The following is a 22,780-nucleotide window of genomic DNA, read 5'->3' as shown; positions in this document are numbered from 1 at the left end:
AGCGGGCTCAGTGGTCCGGCGCCACCCGGTGCTTGGCGAGGTGGGACAGCACGGCCTGGTTGGCCTCCCAGCCGTCGGGAAACTTCACCGGCACGCCGAGCTGGACCGGCTCGGCCGACGGATGGGCGTCCAGCAGTTCGGGGATGCCCGCTCTGGCGACCACGACGCAGGCGTGCCGGTGCCGCGAGGCGAGCACGCACAGGCGCCCCGACTCCAGGTGGAACGCCGTGGCGTCGCGGCGGCCGGACAGCGGATGGAGCACGATGGTCACGTCGTACTCCCGGCCCTGGAGGCGGTTGGCGGTGTCCACCGTGATCTCCTCGGGCACCCCGGCGGCACGGATCGCGGCGACCTGGTCGCGGTGCGCGGCGCCGATGGCGATCCGGTCGGCGGTGACCCGGTGGCTGCCGCGCTCGGAGTGCGCGACCGGCGCCCGCTGCAGCAGCCGTACGGCCAGCACCGCCACCGCCTGCACCGCCTCGGCGTCGGTGCGCACGGTGTGACGGCTCGGCAGTTCGTACAGCGCCCAGCCCGAGGTGGCCGCCTCCTCCAGCGCGCGGTCGTAGGAGGTGCGCATGCCGTTCACGGTCAGCTCCAGTGACCGGTCCCCGTGGCTTGTCCCCGCTCGGAAACCGGTGAACGGGTAGAAGGCCTCGGAGACCACCGGGGCCGCCGAGGCGGGCAGCCGCCAGGAGACGGGCAGCCGGTGCACCGGCAGGTCGGGGTTGTGCCGCAGCAGCACCGAGACCGCGCTCTGCACCGGATCCCACGACAACCCGGCCCAGCGGTCGCCGTCCACGATCGAGAACGGGTCGAGCTGGCCCGGGTCGCCCACGAACAGCGACCTCTCGAACCGTGAGGCGATGCGCAGCAGCTTGTCCGAACGCATCTGGTAGGCCTCGTCCACGATCGCCCAGGGCCAGGTCCGGTCGCCGATCCAGGCCCACTTGTCCGCGGTGGCGATCACCACGGCGGGGTCGCCCAGATCGGGCAGCTTGCCGGCGACCGAGACGTTGGGGAGGGCGAGGACCCGGCCGGGGGTGATGTAACCACTCGCCGACAGCCGGCCGACGGTGAGGTCCGGATGCTCGGTCGCGAGCCGTTCCACCAGGTCGTCGACCTGCTCGTTGGTCTGCGCGACGATCATCAGCGGTTCGCCGGTCTCCGCGATGTGCCCGGCCGCCTTCACCACCAGGGTGGACTTCCCGGCCCCGGGGGGAGAGTCGACCACCACGCCCCGGTGACGGGGCAGGTCCGCCAGGACCGCGTCGACGACGGCCGCCGCCTCCTGCTGGGGCGTCATGACCACTCCTCCTGCGCATCGTCGTCGCCGGGCACGTACTCCTCCGGCGGGCCGCCGTGGGTCCACGGCGTCCGCTCGGGGTCGGGGAGCGCCGCGGAGCTCTGGAAGTCGTCGGTCAGAGAGGTGTAGGAGACCCGCTCGCCCGGCTCGGGCACCGCCCCCGGGACGGGCACCTTGCCCCGGCCCATCCCCTTGGTGATCTTCAGGGTGATCTCCCCGTCCGTGCTCTCGACGATCTCGGCGGCATGGCCTCGCCGTTCGGGGCTGCCGACCGCGGTGCCGGGGGTGAGCCGTACCGGGTCGCCGGTCAGGACCGTGATCAGCGGTCGCAGCTTGCGTGAGCGGCCCTCGCCCTCGGTGTGCTCCGGGTCCGCGGCCGTCACCGTCCCGGAGAACGCCTCGCCGGTCAGCCGGTACTCGGCCATGATCAGCGGGTCGTCGTAGGCCCGCTGCACGTCGTAGCTCGCCCGTGCCCGCTCCAGCCCCGCCAGCCGCGCGGCGGCGGAGACCGCCCCGTCCCTGCGCGCCTGCGGCGGACCGCCCTCGGCGATCCGCTCGACGAACCTGGTGAACGATCCGCGGTCGGCGTCCCAGCGATCCTTGACCCGCCCGCCCTCGGGCAGTGCGCACAGCAGGTCGGCCGCCCGCCACATCAGCCGCCAGGTCGGTTCGAGCTGGGGCCGCAGCGCTTGGACGACGCGTTCCACGGCACGGTCGGTCGGCGCCTCCTCGTAGGCGCGTACGGCGGGGCCGAGCACCTCGTTGTCGAAGCCCGGGTCGGTGGTGGGACCGGCCGGCGGCCAGAGCAGCGGGTCCTCGGCCTCCTCGGCGGCCCGCCGGCCGGTCATCCCCTCGGGTGGGTCGATCCAGCCGAGCAGCGCCGCCAGGTTGGCGTCCTCCAGGCCGCTCTGCCCGGTGGCCCAGTGCGCGCTCAGCGCCTCGGTCGCCACGAGCATCAGGCAGGAGCCCGGCTGGTGCGCCCGGTCGGCGAAATAGGTCAGCCACCGGCCGAGCAGCGGCACCGACGGATGCACCGGGTAGGGCCCGTCGGCCCGGCGGAACCGCGTGGAGCGGCCCAGCAGCCCGACGAACGCCGCCGCCGACCGGTTCGGCACGAGAATCTGCGGCGCGTCCAGGCACCGCTCGTACGGCTCGCCGCCCTTCTTCTCGACCGTCTCCGTGGTCTTCTCGAACCCCTCGACGTACGGCAGGAGCACCTCGGCCAGGTCGGCGGCGAAGGAGAACCGCAGGTCCCGGTTGCGCGGCTGGGGGACCACCAGCAGCCGGGGGTGGTCCGGATCGGTGCCCACCATGGCGGCCAGGGGCGCGGCGGCCTCGCCGGCGAGCTTGAGCGGGATGAACACCATCGGGCGTGGGGCGATGTGGCAGTGCCGGACCGTGGTGATCCGTTGCGCGATCCCGTCCCGGACGGCGCGCAGCTGCGCCAGTGCCGTGAGGGCGCTCAACGCAGGCACTCCTCGCGCAGGCGTTCCGCCAGACGGAGCAGGCCGGCGATCTCCTCCTGCCCTTCGGCGGGCTCGATGGTGCCCTCGGCCAGGCCGAGCGCCTCGGACATCCCGGAGACACCGCCGAGCTGGTCGCGGACCTGGCGGCCGAGCAGGTCGGTGGAGCCGCGGTCAAGGGCCTCGTGGCGGCAGAACATGCACATGTCGCAGGTGGACAGGCAGTCGGGTGCGTAGCGGGCGGGCACCTGGTACAGCGCCTCGGTCAGCTCCTGCGCCGACCGGGTGGGCACGCCGTCGGGATCGGGGGCCAGGTCGAAGCTCAGCTCCTGCGGAAGCCCTTCGAGCAGGCGGTCCACCGAGGTCATCCGGGCCAGCTGCCGCTTGAGCACGGCGAGCTGCTTGCGCACGTCCACCAGCGTCGCGGTCGGCCGGTTGGCGAAGTTCTCCGGGCAGACGAGCACCACGTCGTGGGAGACGCGCCCGGGATCGTGCCCGAGGTCGGCCAGGAGCGTGCGCAGGGCCAGCACGTAGACGGCGGCCTGCCGGGCCGCCGCCGCGACCTTCTCGGGCTCGGCCTGGCCGTCGATCACGCTGAAGGACTTGATCTCCACGATGTGGAAGCGCCCGCCGAGCTGGAAGGCCACCACGTCGGGCTCCAGATAGGAGGTGTGCCCGGCGATCCGGAGGCTGAACAGCGGGTGGTCGTAGAAGACCGCCGTGTCGTCGCCTTCGTGCGCCGCCCGGTCGATCAGCGTGCGGGTGTGGGAGTGGCGCAGGTGGGCGCCGACGTTCTCCACGTCCTGGTAGCCCACCTGGGCGATGGGCAGGCCGAGCAGCTCACGCAGCAGCCGCAGCAGTTCGGCGCAGCCGTTCTCCTTCACCAGCGCCTCGAACACGTTTCCGCGGGTGATCGCGAACTGCGACTGGCCGAACGGGGCCGGGAATCCGAGGTGGCGGGCCGTGCGGTCCTTGTCCACCCCGGCCGCGTCCATCAGCGCACGGCGGGCGCAGCCGGGGTTGGCGGCCAGCGCCGCGATGGCCCGGGCGTCGTGGGCACGAGGGGGCACCGGCCCGCGCAGCTCGTCCAGCCTGTTCACCGGCCACCCCCGTGGTCGCCGTGCCGCCGGGGGTTCCGCCCGGCCACCGGCCGCCGCCGCGCGCACGGCGTCCCCGGAGGGCCGCACATCCCCGCCATGTCCTGCCCGTCCATCAACAGACCCCCCTCAAGGTGCTCATCACCGCGGCGCCGAACAGGCGCTCCACATCCGGTAGTTGACTGCTCGCCCGGGCCGCCACCTCGGCCCGCTGCGCGGCGTCGGTGGCCCGGTGCACCTCCAGTTCGGCCCGGGCCGCACGGGTCGCGGTCGCCGGGTCGGCGGGGGCGAAGCCCTCGACGGCGCCGGGGATGTTCTGCGCCATCCGGGACAGCAGGCGCAGCGCGCCCGGCGGTGGCTCGGCCAGCCGGCCGAGGTGCTCGGCGATCCGCAGGGTGGCGGTGAGGAAGTGGACCCGCGGACTCAGCGGTCCCAGCATCCGCAGCTCGAGTGCCCAGGTGCTGTCGGCAAGCAGCCCGCGGGCGGGGGAGAGGCGGTCGGTCAGCGCGGCGCACAGGTAGTACGGCCGGGCGTAGGGATCACTGCGGAAGGAGCGTTCCTCGTCCCTGCGCAGGCTGGTGAGCTGGGAGCCGCGCAGTGCGCGGGAGAAGAACGCGTCGTTCACCGCCACGATCAGCTTGGCGGAGGTGGGGACACCCAGCAGGGCCAGTGCCTGGTGCACCTGCTCTCTGATGGGCAGCAGCGAGATCTCGGGCTCGGGGGCCGGCGGTTCTTCGGCGATGACCGCCTCGTCCCAGGCCTGCTCGGCCCGGCGGAGGTCTCCGCGCAGTGTCCGGGCGAGTGAGTTCTCCTTCGCCTTGACCGCCCGCCGCACCTCGGCGCGGAGCTCGGTTATCCGCCGCTCCAGCGCGTCCAATGATCCACTCACGGCACGGAGCGTAACAGGAGTTCCACCAGCCTCCCTGGAATTCCAGCGAATTCCAGCATTGAGGCGCGGCCCATCCTGCGGCGATATCTAGACAAAAGGGGCAAATAGCGCGAAACATGTCTGGCTCGTCTTGAGCGTCTACCGTACGGCCTTCAGTGGTTCATCACGGTCTGGCCAGGGTGGTACCGGGGGCGGACCGTCCACATCCACGTGATGGTGCACATCGGCAAGGCGCGGGTGCTGACCACGCAGTTGATGTTCGACGAGAGCCTTGACACGGAGGTGTTCGCAGCGGAGCCGTACGCCGGGCACACCGGCCGGGACACTCACGGTCACGACCCGCCTGCGACGGTCTCCACCAGGAGGCCGGCGGGCAGGCCGGTCACACCGGCCGTGCCGTCCAGGTTCACCGTCGCGCTCACCTCGGTGCCGGCGAGCCGGAACCCATGCGCGGCGACCGCGCCCAGCGGGGCGCCCGCGAGGGGGCGGAGCAGCACCCGGCCGGCGGGCACGTCCGGGTAGAGGCCCACCGCCGCGTGCGTGATCGTCACCGCGGCCGCCGCCGACCACGCCTGCGGCAGGCAGGCCGCGGGGTAGGGCACGGGTCGCCCGAGCACGGCCCGATCGTCGCCGCCGAACAGCTCGGGCAGCCGGTAGCCGAAGGCCTCACCGGCGGCGAGCAGCCCTTCGGCGAGTCTCGCCGCCTGCGTGCCGAACCCGGCCCGGGCCAGGCCGGCGACCACGATCGCCGTGTCGTGCGTCCAGATCGATCCGCAGTGGTAGGACAGCGGGCTGAATCCGCCGTCCTGCGCCGACATGGTCCGCAGCCCGAAGCCGCCGGCCATCGCGGGTGAGGCCAGCAGGGCGGCGACCTCGGCCTCCTCCCCGGTGCTGAGCAGGCCGGTGCCCAGCAGATGCCCGATGTTGCTGGTCAGCGCGTCCACCGGTCGCTTGTCGCGGTCCAGGGCCAGCGCGGGAAACCTGCCCTGCGGGCCGTCCACCCAGAAGCGGGCCCGGAACCGTTCCGCGAGCACCCCGGCGTGGTCGCGCCAGCGCGCCGCTCCGGGGCGGCCGAACGCCTCCAGCAGGTCCGCCGCCTGCCGGGCCGCCTGGTAGGCGTAGCCCTGCACCTCGACCAGGGCGATCGGCGGCTCGGCCTGGCGGCCGTCGTGGAAGCGCACCGCGTCGCCGGAGTCCTTCCAGCCCTGGTTGGCCAGCCCCCGGCCACTGGTGTCGACGTATTCGAGGAAGCCGTCGCCGTCGGGGTCGCCGTGCTCGCCGAGCCAGCCGAGGGCGGCATCCAGGTGCGGCAGGAGTGCGGCCAGTTCCTGCTCGGGCGCGCCCCAGCGCCAGGCGTCGTGCAGCAGGCTGATCCAGAGCGGGGTGGCGTCGACCGTGCCGTAGTAGGCGGCCGGCAGACGCAGGTCGTCGCCTTTCACGGCGAACTCGTGCCGTCGCAACTCATGCATGATCTTTCCAGGCGCCTCGCCGGAACCGGGGTCGAGCCGACAGCCCTGCCGCCGGGCCAGCACCCGGAGGGTGCCCAGGGCCAGCTCGGTGCCGAGCGGCAGCAGCATCCGGGCGGCCCAGATGCTGTCGCGCCCGAAGAGGGTGAGGAACCAGGGCACGCCGGCACCGAGGAAGACGTCGCCGGGGGCGTCTGCCCCGGCCAGCCGCAGCGACCGCAGGTCGTCCAGCGACCGCTCGAAGAGCCGGGTCAGCCGGTGGTCGGTGGCGGTGAGCCGGGGCCCGCCCCGCTCGGTCACCCATTCGGCCGGGCATGCGGGGGCGATCACCACTGCCTCCTGATCGTGCACCGCGACGTCCCAGCGGAGCGTGACCCGGCTCCTGGGCTCCAGCGTGACCGACCAGCACAGCCGTGCCGCATGCGCCGACTCCAGGGTCTCGGCCCGAGCATCGGTGCCGGTCACCGTGACCCTGATACCGCCCGAACTCCACGACAGCTCGCCGGGCGCGCCGTACGCGGCGACGGCCGGTCTGGTCTCACCACCTGATTTGACCACCTCGATCGGGGCGAAGTCGCAGCCCAGGTCGACGGTGACGGTGGTGATGACCGGCAGGGAGGCGGTGGAGACGACCTCGATGTGCTCGCTCATGCCGCCCGGCACGACCTGCCGGACCCGGTTGATCCGTACCGTGGGGTCGGCGGAGGGGTCTCCCAGCCAGCGCGCCAGTGCGACGAACCGGGCGCCGCCAGGCCCCTGCGGGGCATGGCCGACGGTCTCGGGCTCCCGGCCGTCGACCTCCAGCCTGGCCTGTGACAGCGCGCGGGAGTCGGCGTGGAACAGGCCCTGAACGCCGATCGGCCTGATCTGCCCGTCATCGCCGCTCAGCGCGGTCGTCGGCGCCATGACGGCGCTGACAAGATCGTGCAGCAGCGGCTGAAGGCGATGGGCGGGGAGAGGTTCGGTCACCGTGGCGGCCGGGGACGGGGGGTTTGCTCCGTCGAGCACGGATGGCTCCCTGGGTCATGTCGAGCCGGTGAAGTCTTGACAGACCGGGTCCGGCAGGTACAGATTGCGACACGCTCTCTTTATTTGAACGATCCAATCATCACGCTCAGTTTACTTGAACGATCCAATCGTGCTGGACCTGACTTTGCATGCCTGGGCGCTAGAAGGACGCAGATGGCCGAAAAGGTGACGATCATCGACGTTGCGCGGTACGCCAACGTGTCACGCCAGACGGTGTCGAACGTATTGAACAGTCCCGAACTGGTCCGGGAGGAGACCCGCAACCGGGTCAGGGAAGCCGTTCGGACACTCGGATACCGCGTCAACCAGGCGGCGCGGCAGATGCGCACCGGCCGGTCCCGGCTCATCGCCACGCGCATCGAGGCCGACCGGAACGGCGTCAACGGCTCGGTCCTCGACCGCTTCCTGCACGGGCTCACCGCGTCGGCCGCCCAGGCCGGATACCGGATCCTGCTCTACACGGCCGATGACGAGCGTTCGGAGGCCGACACCTTCGACGACCTCATCGGCGCCCACGAGCCGGAAGCCTTCGTGCTCACCGGCACCTGCCGCGGCGACGGCCGGCCCTCCCGGCTGGGTGAGCGCGGCGTCCCCTTCGTCACCTTCGGCCGGCCGTGGGACGGCACCGGAGGCGTGCGCGACACCGGTCACTCCTGGGTCGACGTCGACGGCGCGGCGGGAACCGCAGAGGCCACCCGCTACCTGCTCGACACCGGCCACCGGCGGATCGGTTTCCTCGGCTGGCCACCCGGATCCGGGGTGGGAGACGACCGCAGGTCCGGCTGGGCCCGGACCCTCGCCGCCGCCGGGGTGGACCCGGCCGGCCTTGACCGCGCCACCGACGACGGCGTGGCCGACGGCGAGGCGGCGGCCCGCGGTCTGCTGGAGACCGGGCACCCGGTGACCGCGCTGGTCTGCGCGAGCGACTCGCTCGCCCTCGGAGCGCTGAACACCGTCCGACTCCTGAAGGCCGGAGCACGGGCGGACGGTCCGGACGCCCCGCCGCCGGCCGTGATCGGCTTCGACGACACGCCGGTGGCCAAGGCGGTGGGGCTCAGCAGCGTCAGTCAGCCGCTGGCCGAGGCCGCGGCCGGCTGCGTCAGCCTGCTCACCCGGCTGCTCGACCCGCGGTCCGGTCCGCCGGAGCCGGTCGCGCACCTGCTGCGGCCCTCCCTGGTCATCCGGGGGCGGCCTGACCGGCGAGGCGGCCCTGCCGCGGTGGCGTAGCGGTCCGCCGGGGCCGGTGGACACCCGCCACCGGTCCCGGCGGAGCGGTCTCAGGCCCCGATCTCCGTACGGTCACCGGACCACAGCGTGTGGAAGGACCCTTCCCGGTCCACCCGCTGGTAGGTGTGCGCGCCGAAGAAGTCCCGCTGGCCCTGGATCAGGGCCGCAGGCAGGCGCTCGGCCCGAAGCGAGTCGTAGTAGGCCAGCGCGGTCGAGAAACCGGGGGTGGGAATGCCCAGTTCGGCGGCCTTCGCCACCACCCGCCGCCACGACTCCTGTGCCAGGCCCAGGGCCTCGGCGAAGAGCGGGGCGGTCAGCAGGGTCACCGGCGGGGTCTCCTCCTCGTAGGCCTCGCGGATCCGGTCCAGGAAGACGGCACGGATGATGCAGCCGCCGCGCCAGATCGTGGCCAGCGTGCCCGGATCGACATCCCAGCCGTACTCGGTGCTCCCGGCCCTGATCTGGTCGAACCCCTGCGCATAAGCGATGATCTTCGAGGCGTACAGCGCCTGCCGTACGTCCTCCGCGAAGCCCTCGCCGATCGATCCGGCCGGCACTCCCGAGGGACCGGGCAGGCCGCGGGCCGCCTCCCGCAGATCCGCGTGGCCGGAGACCGAGCGGGCGAACACCGCCTCGGCGATGCCGCTCACCGGGACACCCAGATCCAGCGCGATCTGCACCGTCCACCGGCCGGTGCCCTTCTGCTCGGCCCGGTCGGCGATGACGTCCACGAGCGGTCTGCCGGTGGCGGCGTCGACCTGCCGGAGCACCTCGGCGGTGATCTCGATGAGGTAGGAGGACAGCTCGCCCCCGTTCCACTCCTCGAAGATGTCCGCGAGCTCCGCCGGACCCAGGCCGAGACCCTGTCTGAGCAGGTCGTAGGCCTCGGCGATGAGCTGCATGTCGGCGTACTCGATGCCGTTGTGCACCATCTTGACGAAGTGCCCGGCGCCGTCGGGGCCGATGTGCGCGCAGCAGGGCACACCGTCCACCTTGGCGGCGATGTCCTCCAGCAGGGGCCCCAGCGCTTCGTAGGACTCCCGCGAGCCCCCCGGCATGATGCTCGGCCCGAGCAGCGCGCCCTCCTCGCCACCGGAGACCCCGGCCCCGACGAAGTGGATGCCCTGCTCACGCAGTGCCGCCTCCCGCCTGCGGGTGTCGAGGAAATGCGCGTTCCCACCGTCCACGAGCATGTCGCCCGGCTCCAGCAGAGGAGCGAACTCCTCGATCACCGCATCGGTCGGCGCGCCGGCTTTGACCATGATGATGACGCGCCGAGGGCGTTCCAGCGCCGCGACGAACTCCTCCGGAGTGTCGCAGGCGATGAAGGTGCCCTCGCTCCCGTGCTCCTCTACCAGTGCCTTGGTCCGGTAGCCGGACCTGTTGTGTACGGCTACCGCGTGCCCGTGCCTTGCCAGGTTGCGGGCGAGGTTCGCTCCCATGACCGCAAGTCCGGTCACGCCGATCTGTGCTTGAGTCATCTGTTGGCACCTCCTATGCGTTCCAGGATGCCAGTCCGTCGCAGGAACGATCGGAGACGGGGTGGCGGTGCGCTGCCCGTCCGCGGACTCGGCGGCGGGACGGATTCAGCGACTGGTTCGACGCGTCTGCCGCAGGGTCGGCCGCGGCGGGTGCCCGTCACGCGGTGCCGTCGATGACGGAGGCCGCTTCGTAGAAACGGAGTTGATTTGACGAGGTGGGCCGGGGTCCATAAAGTTCACCAGGCCTGAGGGAGTCGGCGGCATCGCCGAGATCTCAGGAACTCTCTCTGATCAAATCCACTCATTGAGATTTCCATGTCTCGATGAGGTCCGATTCGACACGAAGCGGATGCCGGACTAAATTAGAAGGGTTGCTCCGGAAACGGGGCGGCCGGAATTCCGGTAAGGCAGGCGAGATCAAGTCAAGTGGTTCGAAACGGGCCGGTTTGACACGAAAACGCGGGCCTGAAAGAATAAAGGCACAACGGAACGAACGAAACGCCCCCGACACCGGGCCTACTGGCCGGGAAGACGGAGAACGCGTCCGTTTCTTGAGAACTCAACAGTGTGTTAAAAGCCAGTGCATGAAGCACAACTCCCGTCCCACCCACCATGGTGGGAGGACGGATTCCTTTGGTTGAACATCCGGCATTCGGTGCCGGGTGCTTTCAGCCGGGAGAACTTCTCAAACATTGTTTGGAGAGTTTGATCCTGGCTCAGGACGAACGCTGGCGGCGTGCTTAACACATGCAAGTCGAGCGGAAAGGCCCTTCGGGGTACTCGAGCGGCGAACGGGTGAGTAACACGTGAGTAACCTGCCCCTGACTCTGGGATAAGCCCGGGAAACTGGGTCTAATACCGGATACGACCACTTCTCGCATGGGATGGTGGTGGAAAGTTTTTCGGTTGGGGATGGACTCGCGGCCTATCAGCTTGTTGGTGGGGTAACGGCCTACCAAGGCGACGACGGGTAGCCGGCCTGAGAGGGCGACCGGCCACACTGGGACTGAGACACGGCCCAGACTCCTACGGGAGGCAGCAGTGGGGAATATTGCGCAATGGGCGAAAGCCTGACGCAGCGACGCCGCGTGGGGGATGACGGCCTTCGGGTTGTAAACCTCTTTCAGCAGGGACGAAGTTGACGTGTACCTGCAGAAGAAGCGCCGGCTAACTACGTGCCAGCAGCCGCGGTAATACGTAGGGCGCAAGCGTTGTCCGGAATTATTGGGCGTAAAGAGCTCGTAGGTGGCTTGTCACGTCGGGTGTGAAAGCTTGGGGCTTAACTCCAGGTCTGCATTCGATACGGGCTGGCTAGAGGTAGGTAGGGGAGAACGGAATTCCTGGTGTAGCGGTGAAATGCGCAGATATCAGGAGGAACACCGGTGGCGAAGGCGGTTCTCTGGGCCTTACCTGACGCTGAGGAGCGAAAGCGTGGGGAGCGAACAGGATTAGATACCCTGGTAGTCCACGCTGTAAACGTTGGGCGCTAGGTGTGGGGACCTTCCACGGTTTCCGCGCCGTAGCTAACGCATTAAGCGCCCCGCCTGGGGAGTACGGCCGCAAGGCTAAAACTCAAAGGAATTGACGGGGGCCCGCACAAGCGGCGGAGCATGTTGCTTAATTCGACGCAACGCGAAGAACCTTACCAAGGCTTGACATCGCCCGGAAACACTCAGAGATGGGTGCCTCTTCGGATCGGGTGACAGGTGGTGCATGGCTGTCGTCAGCTCGTGTCGTGAGATGTTGGGTTAAGTCCCGCAACGAGCGCAACCCTTGTTCAATGTTGCCAGCACGCTCTTCGGGGTGGTGGGGACTCATTGGAGACTGCCGGGGTCAACTCGGAGGAAGGTGGGGATGACGTCAAGTCATCATGCCCCTTATGTCTTGGGCTGCAAACATGCTACAATGGCCGGTACAGAGGGCTGCGATACCGTAAGGTGGAGCGAATCCCAAAAAGCCGGTCTCAGTTCGGATTGGGGTCTGCAACTCGACCCCATGAAGTCGGAGTCGCTAGTAATCGCAGATCAGCAACGCTGCGGTGAATACGTTCCCGGGCCTTGTACACACCGCCCGTCACGTCACGAAAGTCGGCAACACCCGAAGCCCGTGGCCCAACCAGCTTGCTGGGGGGAGCGGTCGAAGGTGGGGCTGGCGATTGGGACGAAGTCGTAACAAGGTAGCCGTACCGGAAGGTGCGGCTGGATCACCTCCTTTCTAAGGAGCATCGACTGCGGCCACCTGGTGGTTCGTGGTCCAGCCGTGTCCGTGGGCGAATGTCTCACGCTCGGCGCGCTCATTAGTGGAGCACTGGTTAATCGGATGATCTGGGTCTGCCCGGGTCGGTTGGTACCGCCTGAACCCTTCGCGGGGGACGGGAGTGGGAACGCCGGCTGGGGGGCGCGGATGGGTTCGGACACACTGTTGGGTCCTGAGGAAACGGACATTGGTGGGCCCGCTGTGGCGGGCTTGCTGTCTGTTTGACCTCGTGCGGGACCAGCCTCCTGTCATACCAGCTTGGCCAGGGTTGAGGGTTTTCCTCGGCTGTGGTGCCGGGTGTTGGTGGTGGGGTGGGTGTGGTTGCTGTTTGTTGTTTGAGATTTGCATAGTGGACGCGAGCATCTTTGTGGCCAAGTTTTTTAGGGCACACGGTGGATGCCTTGGCATCAGGAGCCGATGAAGGACGTGGGAGGCTGCGTTAAGCCCCGGGGAGTCGCCAACCTGACTTTGATCCGGGGATGTCCGAATGGGGAAACCTAGCACCAGTCATGTGGTGTTGCCTCCGCCTGAATGTATAGGGCGGTTGGTGGTAACGCGGGGAAGTGAAACATCTCAGTACCCGTAGGAAGAGAAAACAAATAGTGATTCCGTGAGTAGTGGTGAGCGAAAGCGGAAGAGGCTAAACCGTATGCGTGTGATAGCCGGCAGGCGTTGCGTGTGCGGGGTTGTGGGACCCTCTGGGAGGAACTGCCGTTTTTCCAGACAGTGAGAAATCGATGGGATAGTCGAAGTTTCTGGGAAGTTGCGCCGTAGACCGTGAGAGCCGGGTAGGCGAAATCTTGTCGACTGTTTGAGGGGATCCCAAGTAGCACGGGGCCCGAGAAATCCTGTGTGAATCTGCCAGGACCACCTGGTAAGCCTAAATACTCCCTGATGACCGATAGTGAACAAGTACCGTGAGGGAAAGGTGAAAAGCGCCCCGGTGAGGGGTCGTGAAATAGTACCTGAAACCGTGTGCCTACAAGCCGTAGGAGCGTAGACGTTTTCGGATGTCTGTGATGTGACTGCGTGCCTTTTGAAGAATGAGCCTGCGAGTTATGGTGTGTGGCGAGGTTAACCCGTGTGGGGTAGCCGTAGCGAAAGCGAGTCTGAATAGGGCGTTGTTAGTCGCATGCTGTAGACCCGAAGCGGAGTGATCTAGGCATGGGCAGGTTGAAGCGCGGGTAAGACCGCGTGGAGGACCGAACCCACCAGGGTTGAAAACCTGGGGGATGACCTGTGTTTAGGGGTGAAAGGCCAATCAAACTCCGTGATAGCTGGTTCTCCCCGAAATGCATTTAGGTGCAGCGTTACGTGTTTCTTGCCGGAGGTAGAGCACTGGATGGCTAATGGGCCCGACAAGGTTACTGACGTCAGCCAAACTCCGAATGCCGGTAAGTGAGAGCGTAGCAGTGAGACTGCGGGGGATAAGCTCCGTAGTCGAGAGGGAAACAGCCCAGACCACCGACTAAGGCCCCTAAGCGTGTGCTAAGTGGGAAAGGATGTGGAGTCGCAGTGACAACCAGGAGGTTGGCTTAGAAGCAGCCACCCTTGAAAGAGTGCGTAATAGCTCACTGGTCAAGTGATTCCGCGCCGACAATGTAGCGGGGCTCAAGTACACCGCCGAAGTCGTGGCATTCACACGTTAGCTTGGCAGCTTGTCTGTCTAGGTGTGTGGATGGGTAGGGGAGCGTCGTGCAGCCGGCGAAGCAGCAGAGTGATCTAGTTGTGGAGGCTGTGCGAGTGAGAATGCAGGCATGAGTAGCGAATCAGAAGTGAGAAACTTCTGCGCCGGATGACCAAGGGTTCCTGGGCCAGGCTAATCCGCCCAGGGTAAGTCGGGACCTAAGGCGAGGCCGACAGGCGTAGTCGATGGACAACGGGTTGATATTCCCGTACCCGCTATGGTGCGCCAATACTGAATCCAGTGATACTAAGGGTCCTTAACCCCCTAAAGCCTTCGGGCTTGGGGTGAGGGTGAACGCCTGGCCTGATCTGGTAGTAGGTAAGCGATGGGGTGACGCAGGAAGGTAGTCCAGCCCAGGCGATGGTAGTCCTGGGGTAAGCGTGTAGGGCGTGTCGTAGGCAAATCCGCGGCACATTGAGCCTGAGACGTGATGCCGAGCCGATTGTGGCGAAGTGGGTGATCCTATGCTGCCGAGAAAAGCCTCTAGTGAGTGCCGTGGCGGCCCGTACCCCAAACCGACTCAGGTGGTCAGGTAGAGAATACTAAGGCGATCGGGTGAACTGTGGTTAAGGAACTCGGCAAATTGCCCCCGTAACTTCGGGAGAAGGGGGGCCTTCGCTGGTGATCAGACTTGCTCTGTGAGCTGGTGGGGGTCGCAGAGGCCAGGGGGAAGCGACTGTTTACTAAAAACACAGGTCCGTGCGAAGTCGTAAGACGATGTATACGGACTGACGCCTGCCCGGTGCTGGAACGTTAAGGGGACCGGTTAGTCGCACGTGTGTGGCGAAGCTGAGAACTTAAGCGCCAGTAAACGGCGGTGGTAACTATAACCATCCTAAGGTAGCGAAATTCCTTGTCGGGTAAGTTCCGACCTGCACGAATGGCGTAACGACTTCCCCGCTGTCTCAACCGCAGACCCGGCGAAATTGCACTACGAGTAAAGATGCTCGTTACGCGCAGCAGGACGGAAAGACCCCGGGACCTTCACTATAGCTTGACATTGGCGTTTGGAACGTCTTGTGTAGGATAGGTGGGAGACGGTGAAGCTGTCACGCTAGTGGTGGTGGAGTCATTGGTGAAATACCACTCTGGTCGTTTTGAACGTCTAACTTCGGTCCGTGATCCGGATCAGGGACAGTGTCTGGTGGGTAGTTTAACTGGGGCGGTTGCCTCCTAAAGAGTAACGGAGGCGCCCAAAGGTTCCCTCAGCCTGGTTGGTAATCAGGTGTCGAGTGTAAGTGCACAAGGGAGCTTGACTGTGAGACCGACGGGTCGAGCAGGAGCGAAAGCTGGGACTAGTGATCCGGCGGTGGCTTGTGGAAGCGCCGTCGCTCAACGGCTAAAAGGTACCCCGGGGATAACAGGCTGATCTTCCCCAAGAGTCCATATCGACGGGATGGTTTGGCACCTCGATGTCGGCTCGTCGCATCCTGGGGCTGGAGTAGGTCCCAAGGGTTGGGCTGTTCGCCCATTAAAGCGGTACGCGAGCTGGGTTTAGAACGTCGCGAGACAGTTCGGTCCCTATCCGCTGCGCGCGCAGGAGACTTGAAAGGAGCTGTCCCTAGTACGAGAGGACCGGGACGGACGAACCTCTGGTGTGCCAGTTGTTCCGCCAGGAGCACGGCTGGTTGGCTACGTTCGGAAGGGATAACCGCTGAAAGCATCTAAGCGGGAAGCTCGCCTTGAGATGAGGTCTCCCACCACGAGAGTGGGTAAGGCTCCCAATAGACGATTGGGTTGATAGGCCGGAGGTGGAAGCACGGTAACGTGTGGAGCTGACCGGTACTAATAGGCCGAGGACTTGACCACAAAGCATTCTTGCTCGCGTCCACTATGTAATTCTGAGACAGCAGACACGTTCTCGTGTTTGACAGTTTCATAGGGTTACGGCGGTTATGGCGAAGGGGAAACACCCGGTTACATTCCGAACCCGGAAGTTAAGCTCTTCAGCGCCGATGGTACTGCACCGGGGACGGTGTGGGAGAGTAGGTCGCCGCCGGACAATTTTTTGTCGCAGTTGAGGCCATCCCGGTTGGGGTGGCCTTTTCTGTTTTCCGGAGCGGATTCGGTTCAGGGAAGCGTGACGAACTTACCGAGGAACCGCCGGGCCGACGGAGTGTCCAGACGGTAGTCGACGTTGGTCGTCTTACAGGCGTCGTCGTTTCCGGTGATCGTCGTGGCCACGAGCAGGTGTGAGGTGCGCCCTCCCAGGAAGTTCGGGCCGCCTGAGTCGCCGAAGCAGGTTCCACCGTCGCCTTTGGAGTTGGGAGACAGTTCGAGCCATCTGCGGGTGAGGGTATCGAAGGAGATCGACGCCTGGTTGCGTGTGTCGGTGTAGTGGAACCGGCTTCCGTGCGCTCCCTTGCGCGGGTTCAGCGAGCCGTATCCGACCGGGGTGAACCGCGTCGTCTTCAGGCTGTTGTCGGCTTCGAGGCCGTCGAGCATGCCCGCCGGAGGCAAGGTGGCGGGCTTGATGTTCGGAATGGCAGCGTCGAAGGTGACGACGGCCATGTCATGGAGTTCGGACTCGTCTCTGTAGCGCGCGTCAGGGATGAAGCGACCGGTGTAGACCTGAGCTCCAGGCTGGTAGCGACCGGCGAACGAGACCCGGGCGGTCTTCTGTCCTCGTTCCCCGCAGTGCGCGGCGGTGAGGAAGACCGTCGGTGAGATGAGTGTGCCGGTGCAGTACGACCAGGTGCCGTCGGGGTGCGGTTTGTCGGCGATGAGCGCCCCCACCTCCGGATGATCGCTCAGGTCGGCGGAGCCGTTGGTGATGGCCAACGCCGGTGAGGCGACACCCAAGGTCAGTGTGGCGCAAATTGCTACAAAAGGGACAAAACGCATGTAAGGACTTTAGCCGCCCGCGGGTTCCGTATGACAGCGGTGCAGAAAAGATCTAACCGTGTAGGAAAAGATCTACCGGAGGGCGGTTTCTCCGTGCTGCCGGTCGGCCGCGGAAGGGAGCGGGCCCTCAGGTGGTGGCGAGTGCTGAGGGCGAGAGGTATGCGGAGGCGTCGCCGGACAGTACGACGCTCGGGCGGCCGTCCACGCCGACCGGGATGTCCCCGGCGACGGTGACCCGGTGGAGCCGGCGTGGCCGGCCGTCGAAGTCGTGCACGACCCGGTGCTGAGTGGCCCGGTTGTCCCAGATCGCGACATCGCCGGGGGACCAGCGCCAGCGGACGGTGTTCTCGACCCGGGTGACCTGGTCCTGGATCAGGCGGATCACGGTGGCTGAGACGTCGGCGGACAGTCCGACGATGCGCTTGGCGAAGTCACCGAGCAGGATCGACCGCTCACCCGTCTCAGGGTGGACGCGTACGACGGGATGCTCCGTCTCGAAGACGGTGGAGGCGAAGACCTCGGCGTACTTGCGGGTCCACTCGGGATCGGCGGAGGTGGTGATCCTGGCGTAGTCGAACTGGTTGGTGTGTACGGCGCGCAGGCTTTTAACCAGGTCGGCCAGTTCCTCCGGCAGATTCTCGTATGCGGTCACCGTGTTGGCCCACAGGGTGTCGCCGCCTGCGGGAGGGACGGTCACGGCTCGCAGCACGGAGGCCAGCGGAGGACGGTCGACGAAGGTCACGTCGGTGTGCCATCGGTCGACCTTCTGACCGCTGCGGTAGTCCAGGTCCAGGACGAGAGGGTTGGCGTTCAGCGCGGGCACGGTCGGATGGGCCGTGGTCAGCTCGCCGAGCAGCCTGGCGAAGGCCACCTGGCCGTGCTCGTCGAGGTGCTCCTGGCCGCGGAAGAAGATCACTTTGTGGCGGAGCAGCGCCGCTCGGATCTCCTCGACGATCTCGGCGGGCAGGTCTCCACCGAGCCTGATGCCGCTTACCTCGGCGCCGATGTGCCCGGCTACCTGGCTGATGACGGGGTGGGGCATGGTGCTCTTCCCTTCAGACGGAGATCTTCAAGGGACCGGGCAGCGAGGAACACGATGCGCCGGCCGCGGGCAGAAGCCCACGTGGCGGCCGGTGGTGGGATATGGCCCGGAGGATACGCATTCAACGTAGGCTTCTGCGGCGGATATTGTCAACTAATAATGTAGGTAATACATGATTTAGGTCGAAGTTTCGCCGCGTTCCGTTCAGGCCACCGACCTGCGGGTCGATCAAGCTGGAGGCGTGGTACGGCTCGCTCCCGCCGGCGGGAGCGAGCCGTACCACGCCTCAGTGGGCGGGATCCAGGTCGAGGTCCTTGACGCGGGAGTCGCCCTCGTCGGCGAAGTACTGGTCGGGCCGGGTGGCGTCGTTGCCCCGGGATCCGCTGAGGCTCCGGGCGATGACCGTGCCAAGGACGGCGACGATCAGGTTGACGGCCAGGGCCAGGATGCCCGCATAGACGGTCATCTTGGTGTCCAGGCCCAGCTTCTCCAGCGAGAACGCCGACCCGGCGAAGTGCAGCTTGCCGGTGGCCGGGTTGCCGACGTTGTAGAGCATGAGCATTCCCGCCCCCATACCCGCGATCCATCCGGCGATGAGGCCGCCCGGGTGGAACCAACGGGTGTAGAGGCCGAGCCCCACCGACGGGAGCGTCTGCAGGATGATGACACCGCCGATGAGCTGGAGATCGATGGAGAAACCGGTGTCCAGGAACAGGATGCACAGCACGGCGCCGACCTTGACCAGCAGCGAGGTGATCTTCGAGACGCGGGCCTCGTCGGCGTCGCTGGCGTTCGGCTTCAGATACTCCTTGTAGATGTTGCGGGTGAACAGGTTCGCCGCGGCGATCGACATGATCGCGGCGGGGACCAGTGCGCCGATGCCGATCGCCGCGTAGGCGACGCCGGTGAACCAGTCGGGGAACATCTGGTTCAACAGCTGCGGCACGATCGTGTTGTTGTCCGTGCCGATGGGCTTGACCCCGGCTGCGATGGCCATGAAGCCGAGGAGCGCGATCAGACCGAGCAGCAGGCTGTAGGCGGGGAGTGCGGCCATGTTCCGCTTGATCACGTCACGGTTCTTCGAGGCCAGCACACCGGTGATGCTGTGCGGGTAGAGGAAGAGCGCGAGCGCCGACCCCAGGGCCAGCGTGACGTACTGCAGCTGGTTGTTCGCGTTGAGCAGGATGCCGTCGCTCGCCACCGGCGTGGCGGCGAACTTGGCCTGGGCCGCGTCGAAGACCGAGCCCCAGCCGCCCAGCTTGGCCGGGATCACGACGATCGCGACCAGGATCACGATGTAGATCAGCGTGTCCTTGACGAAGGCGATCAGCGCCGGGGCGCGCAGCCCCGACTGGTAGGTGTAGGCGGCCAGGATGGCGAACGCGATGATGATCGGCAGGTGGCCGGTCACGCCCATCGACTTCAGTACGGCCTCGATGCCGACGAGCTGCAGTGCGATGTAGGGCATCGTCGCGACGATGCCGGTGATCGCGATCAGCAGTGCCAGCAGAGGGGAGCCGAAGCGGGCCCGGACGAAGTCGGCCGGTGTCACGAAACCGTGCACGTGCGAGATCGACCAGAGCCGCAGGAGCACCAGGAACACGAGCGGATAGACCACGATCGTGTACGGCACGGCGTAGAAGCCCATGGCACCCGCACCCCAGACCAGGGCGGGCACGGCCACGAAGGTGTAGGCGGTGTAGAGGTCGCCGCCGACGAGGAACCAGGTGATCCACGAGCCGAAGCTCCGGCCGCCCAGTCCCCACTCGTCCAAGGTGGCCAGGTTGTCCGGGCGGCGCCAGCGCGCGGCCACGAACCCCATGCCGCTGACGAGCAGGAACAGCACGGAGAATACGATGATCTCGGTAATGTGCTCGCTCACGGGGTCACCGCCTCCGCTTGGTCATCTGGTAGACGAGCGTGGTGGAGGTGACGCCGACCGCGATGAAGGCGAGCTGGAGCCAGTAGAACCTCGGGAAACCGAAGAGCCGGGGCCCGTCGAAATTGAAGAGAAACGGCAGCAAAGGTAGGATGATCGGTATGATCAGCAGCCAGTGCCATGGGCTGCGATCACTCCGATCCCGGTCTGGTGTGGTCAACACGGTCTCCTCGATACGGAGAGGGCAGCCGGCCGTGGCTGCCCCTTTCAACTGACCGGCAGCGTAATTATGTGAAGGTTTCATTGCGATCACCAAGCGCCAAACGGAGTGGTTGGCGCGGCGAACGGTAGATCGGTTTCCCCCGAGCACGATAGGAGCGTCCGGGCACCCGTCCGAGATGGAGAAACCCCGAGTCCCATGCCGTCCCCACCTCATGGCGCCGATCAGCCGGCCGGGTGGGCGAGAACGAGGATGACGGCGTCGAGCAGTCGTTGCCAGTCGCGTTCGTGAAGGTCGCGCCCGAGCGTGTGGCCGACCGCTGCCAGCGCGTCCAGCAACCGGGTGCGGATATCCCGCAGTTCGTTTCCGCCAAGGGCTTCCAGCCTGCTCACCTCCCGGCGGAAGTAATGGGTCTGGGCGAACCGGGTGAGCGAGGCCGGTGGAATCACGTCTGGGCGGACGGTGTCCGGGCCGCTGAAAGTGACGGTCAGCTGTGTGCCGAGTGCGGCGGCGAGCCGATCAAGGGCCGAGATGGTGGGGTTGCCCCGGCCGTTCTCCAGGTTGGCCACATAGGGCATCGACAGTCCGGCGTCGGCGGCGACCGTGGCGACGGTCCTGCTAAGCGCCGCCCTGCGAGACCGGAGGAGCCGGCCCAGTTCGACATGATCCATGAGTCTATCTTGACAGAATATAAGCGATGCTGTTCTCTCCTGAAAGAATAGTTCAAGGAGGGGTCGTGCTGGAGGCGCTGCGCATCAGGGACTTCCGTCTGCTGTGGGCGGCCAGGCTGGTCAGCACCTTCGGCACCTGGCTTCTGGTGGTCGCGGTTCCCGCCCACGTCTACGCCCTGACCGGCTCGGTCCTCGCCACCGGATCGACGCTCGCCGCCGAGTACCTGCCGATGCTGCTGGCGGGGCCGTTCGCCGGTGTGCTGGCCGATCGGTGGGATCGGCGAAGGCTGATGATCGTCACTGACCTCATCCGTGCGGCGGTCATCGCTCTCGTGCTCCTGGCGCGCACCCCGGAAACTCTCTGGATCGTTTACCTGGCGCTGATCGGGGAGAGTCTGGCGACGGTGTTGTTCAATCCGGCGGCCCAGGCGCACACCCCTTCCGTCGTGGGCAGGGGGCCGTTGCTGACGGGCGCGAACGCTCTCAATGCACTGACCGGCGGCGTCGTCGGCCTGGTGGCCGCGCCTCTCGGTGGTTTGCTGTTCGCGACCTCCGGCATCGGCGCGGTCATCGCCGTCGACATCGCCAGCTATCTCGCATCCGCCGTGGCGATCGCGTTCACCCGGCCGCGGCCCCGTGAACAGCGGGCTCCCGGGCCGGAGCGGCGCGTACTCCGCGAGCTCCACGAAGGGCTGGACTCTGTCCGGCGTTCCCCTGTCCTCCGTGGTTTGATCGCCGCCGGAGGCGGCTACTTCTTCGCGAACGCGGCGCTCACCGCCCTGCTCGTGCCGTTCGGGATGGCCCGTCTCGGTGGGAGCACCCAGGTCGGGTACCTGCTGTCCGCACTGGGGAGCGGCTACCTGCTGGGGGCGCCGCTGAGCCGGTGGATCGTCGAACGGGTCGCCCCCAGAACGGCGATCGGGGCCGGGCAGGCACTGGTCGGAGTCGGCTTCCTCGTGATGTTCAACGCCGCTTCGCTGCCCGTGATCCTGGCCGCCACGGCTCTGACGGGTATCCCGGGGGTCACGGTGGCGGTCGCGTTCCAGACCTGGCGGCAGCGTGCGACGCCGGAGCCGTTCCTTGGCCGGGTCACTGCCGCCTTTCTGGCCGCCGAGGCTGCGGTGACGCTGGCCGGATCGTTCGCCGGACCGGTTCTCAGTGAGATGGCGAGCCTTTCCGTCGCGCTCAACGCGGCATGTGCGGCCGTTGTCGTCGCGGCGGCTGCCGCCTTCTGGCTGATGCCGGGTCCTTCTCCCGTCGACGATCGGCGGCCGGGGTGACCCGGCGCCCTTGACCGGCTCCCCGACCAGGCGTGACGGATGGGCCGTGGAACCGGCGGGCCGCCCGTCAGTCTGCGGACCGCCCGGCTGACGGGCTCCGGTGCTGCGGGTCCGGCCGATTCATGACCGGCTCTCTCCGGGGGCATCGCTCAGCATCGCCCGGGTCGCCTCGTCGACGATGTCGCGCATACTGCGTTCGGCCTCCGCGGCGTCTCCCGACTGCACCGCCTGGGCGACCTCCGCATGCCACCGGATCGCCGTCGGCTCGGGGTGTGCCGGCATCAGGTGATGATGCGTCCGGCCGGTCAGCACCTCGGTGACCACGCCGATGAGCGAGGCCAGCATCTCGTTGCCGGAAGCCTCGAGTAACGTGCGATGAAAAAGGACATCCGCCGCCAGGTAGGCCTCCAGGTCTCCGGACCTGCCGTGCACGGCCATCTGCATGACGGCGCCGGTCAGCGCGCCACACTGCTCCGGAGTCGCATGGCGTGCGGCGAGGGCCGCGGCCACCGGCTCGATGCCGCGGCGCAGCTCGCCGAGCGACCTGAGCTGCCTGTCCCGCTCCTGTCCGGCGAGCCGCCACCGGATGATCCGCGGGTCGAACAGGTTCCACTCCGCGCGTGCGGCCACGGTGACACCGACGCGACGCCGGCTGCTCACCAGCCCCATCGACTCCAGGACGCGGATCGTCTCGCGGATCACCGACCGCGACACCCCGAAGCGGACCTCCAGCTCCTCGATTTTCAACACCTGGCCGATGCCGAGGCCGCCTGAGGCGATGAGCATGCCGAGCTCTTCGAGAACGCTGTGATGCAGGCCCCGATTGGTCTGGCCATTGTCTCCCACGCCGACCAATCCTTGCATGGATCTTCATCGAGCTATTCAACGAGCGTTAAAGATATGATTTATTGAAGTTAACTCTTGATTAAATATTACCAATCATGGC

The 22,780-nt window shown here is 66.9% G+C and carries 14 protein-coding genes and 3 rRNA genes; 5 read left to right on the top strand and 12 right to left on the bottom strand.

The annotated features are described in order from the left end of the window. Window positions 1–7: 7 nt before the first annotated feature. The 5 genes from OHA77_RS01745 to OHA77_RS01725 all read right to left on the bottom strand — a co-directional run bounded on the left by OHA77_RS01745 (window position 8) and on the right by OHA77_RS01725 (window position 7,226). A complete protein-coding gene (locus OHA77_RS01745; RefSeq protein ID WP_406315609.1) occupies window positions 8–1,303 on the bottom strand; it encodes an AAA family ATPase in 1,296 nt (431 codons plus the stop codon). Next, entirely contained in the window at window positions 1,300–2,778 is a 1,479-nt protein-coding gene (locus OHA77_RS01740) for a hypothetical protein (RefSeq protein ID WP_406315607.1), read from the bottom strand. Before OHA77_RS01740 ends, OHA77_RS01745 begins: the two co-directional genes overlap by 4 nt. After that, complete coding sequence (locus OHA77_RS01735; RefSeq protein WP_406315605.1) at window positions 2,766–3,866, bottom strand: hypothetical protein; 1,101 nt, start codon at window positions 3,864–3,866, stop codon at window positions 2,766–2,768. Before OHA77_RS01735 ends, OHA77_RS01740 begins: the two co-directional genes overlap by 13 nt. 112 nt (window positions 3,867–3,978) lie before the next feature. Then, on the bottom strand, window positions 3,979–4,752 hold the full coding sequence (locus OHA77_RS01730; protein ID WP_406315603.1) for a hypothetical protein: 774 nt from the start codon (window positions 4,750–4,752) through the stop codon (window positions 3,979–3,981). A 332-nt stretch (window positions 4,753–5,084) separates the two neighbouring features. Then, complete coding sequence (locus OHA77_RS01725; protein ID WP_406315601.1) at window positions 5,085–7,226, bottom strand: glycogen debranching N-terminal domain-containing protein; 2,142 nt, start codon at window positions 7,224–7,226, stop codon at window positions 5,085–5,087. Window positions 7,227–7,400: 174 nt separating this feature from the next. Here OHA77_RS01725 and OHA77_RS01720 point away from each other — a divergent pair, with 174 nt between their 5' ends. Beyond that, window positions 7,401–8,474 (top strand): LacI family DNA-binding transcriptional regulator, encoded by a 1,074-nt coding sequence (locus tag OHA77_RS01720; protein WP_406315599.1) that lies wholly within the window; start codon window positions 7,401–7,403, stop codon window positions 8,472–8,474. Between the two features lie 50 nt (window positions 8,475–8,524). On the opposite strand, the gene gndA is transcribed toward OHA77_RS01720, so the two are convergent. Further along, a complete protein-coding gene (gene gndA / locus OHA77_RS01715; protein ID WP_406315597.1) occupies window positions 8,525–9,955 on the bottom strand; it encodes an NADP-dependent phosphogluconate dehydrogenase in 1,431 nt (476 codons plus the stop codon). Between the two features lie 693 nt (window positions 9,956–10,648). On the opposite strand from gndA, the gene OHA77_RS01710 reads away from it, so the two are divergent. From OHA77_RS01710 to rrf, 3 genes are all read left to right on the top strand, one after another. Beyond that, window positions 10,649–12,169: ribosomal RNA gene (locus OHA77_RS01710) — 16S ribosomal RNA — on the top strand. A gap of 411 nt (window positions 12,170–12,580) precedes the next feature. Further along, window positions 12,581–15,707: ribosomal RNA gene (locus OHA77_RS01705) — 23S ribosomal RNA — on the top strand. Between the two features lie 76 nt (window positions 15,708–15,783). After that, a 5S ribosomal RNA gene (gene rrf / locus OHA77_RS01700) occupies window positions 15,784–15,900 on the top strand. The 16S, 23S and 5S rRNA genes sit together here, the layout of an rRNA operon. 68 nt (window positions 15,901–15,968) lie before the next feature. Here the strand turns inward: rrf and OHA77_RS01695 are convergent. From OHA77_RS01695 to OHA77_RS01675, 5 genes are all read right to left on the bottom strand, one after another. Then, complete coding sequence (locus OHA77_RS01695) at window positions 15,969–16,742, bottom strand: S1 family peptidase (protein WP_406315595.1); 774 nt, start codon at window positions 16,740–16,742, stop codon at window positions 15,969–15,971. A gap of 127 nt (window positions 16,743–16,869) precedes the next feature. Then, a complete protein-coding gene (locus OHA77_RS01690; protein WP_406315593.1) occupies window positions 16,870–17,784 on the bottom strand; it encodes a TauD/TfdA dioxygenase family protein in 915 nt (304 codons plus the stop codon). A gap of 286 nt (window positions 17,785–18,070) precedes the next feature. Continuing rightward, complete coding sequence (mctP, locus tag OHA77_RS01685) at window positions 18,071–19,666, bottom strand: monocarboxylate uptake permease MctP (protein ID WP_406315591.1); 1,596 nt, start codon at window positions 19,664–19,666, stop codon at window positions 18,071–18,073. Window positions 19,667–19,670: 4 nt separating this feature from the next. Next, window positions 19,671–19,808, bottom strand: coding sequence for a DUF3311 domain-containing protein (locus OHA77_RS01680; protein WP_326822445.1), 138 nt, complete (start codon window positions 19,806–19,808; stop codon window positions 19,671–19,673). A 299-nt stretch (window positions 19,809–20,107) separates the two neighbouring features. After that, a complete protein-coding gene (locus tag OHA77_RS01675) occupies window positions 20,108–20,554 on the bottom strand; it encodes a helix-turn-helix domain-containing protein (protein ID WP_406315589.1) in 447 nt (148 codons plus the stop codon). 65 nt (window positions 20,555–20,619) lie between these two features. Here OHA77_RS01675 and OHA77_RS01670 point away from each other — a divergent pair, with 65 nt between their 5' ends. Next, a complete protein-coding gene (locus OHA77_RS01670; protein ID WP_406315588.1) occupies window positions 20,620–21,834 on the top strand; it encodes an MFS transporter in 1,215 nt (404 codons plus the stop codon). Window positions 21,835–21,954: 120 nt separating this feature from the next. Here OHA77_RS01670 and OHA77_RS01665 read toward each other — a convergent pair whose 3' ends face one another. Further along, complete coding sequence (locus OHA77_RS01665) at window positions 21,955–22,680, bottom strand: FadR/GntR family transcriptional regulator (RefSeq protein ID WP_406315586.1); 726 nt, start codon at window positions 22,678–22,680, stop codon at window positions 21,955–21,957. Window positions 22,681–22,780 lie beyond the last annotated feature (100 nt).

This window comes from Streptosporangium sp. NBC_01639, assembly GCF_045209755.1.
Taxonomy (GTDB): domain Bacteria; phylum Actinomycetota; class Actinomycetes; order Streptosporangiales; family Streptosporangiaceae; genus Streptosporangium.
Note: the sequence above shows the minus strand (reverse complement) of the source record. Positions and strands in the feature narration are given on the sequence as shown.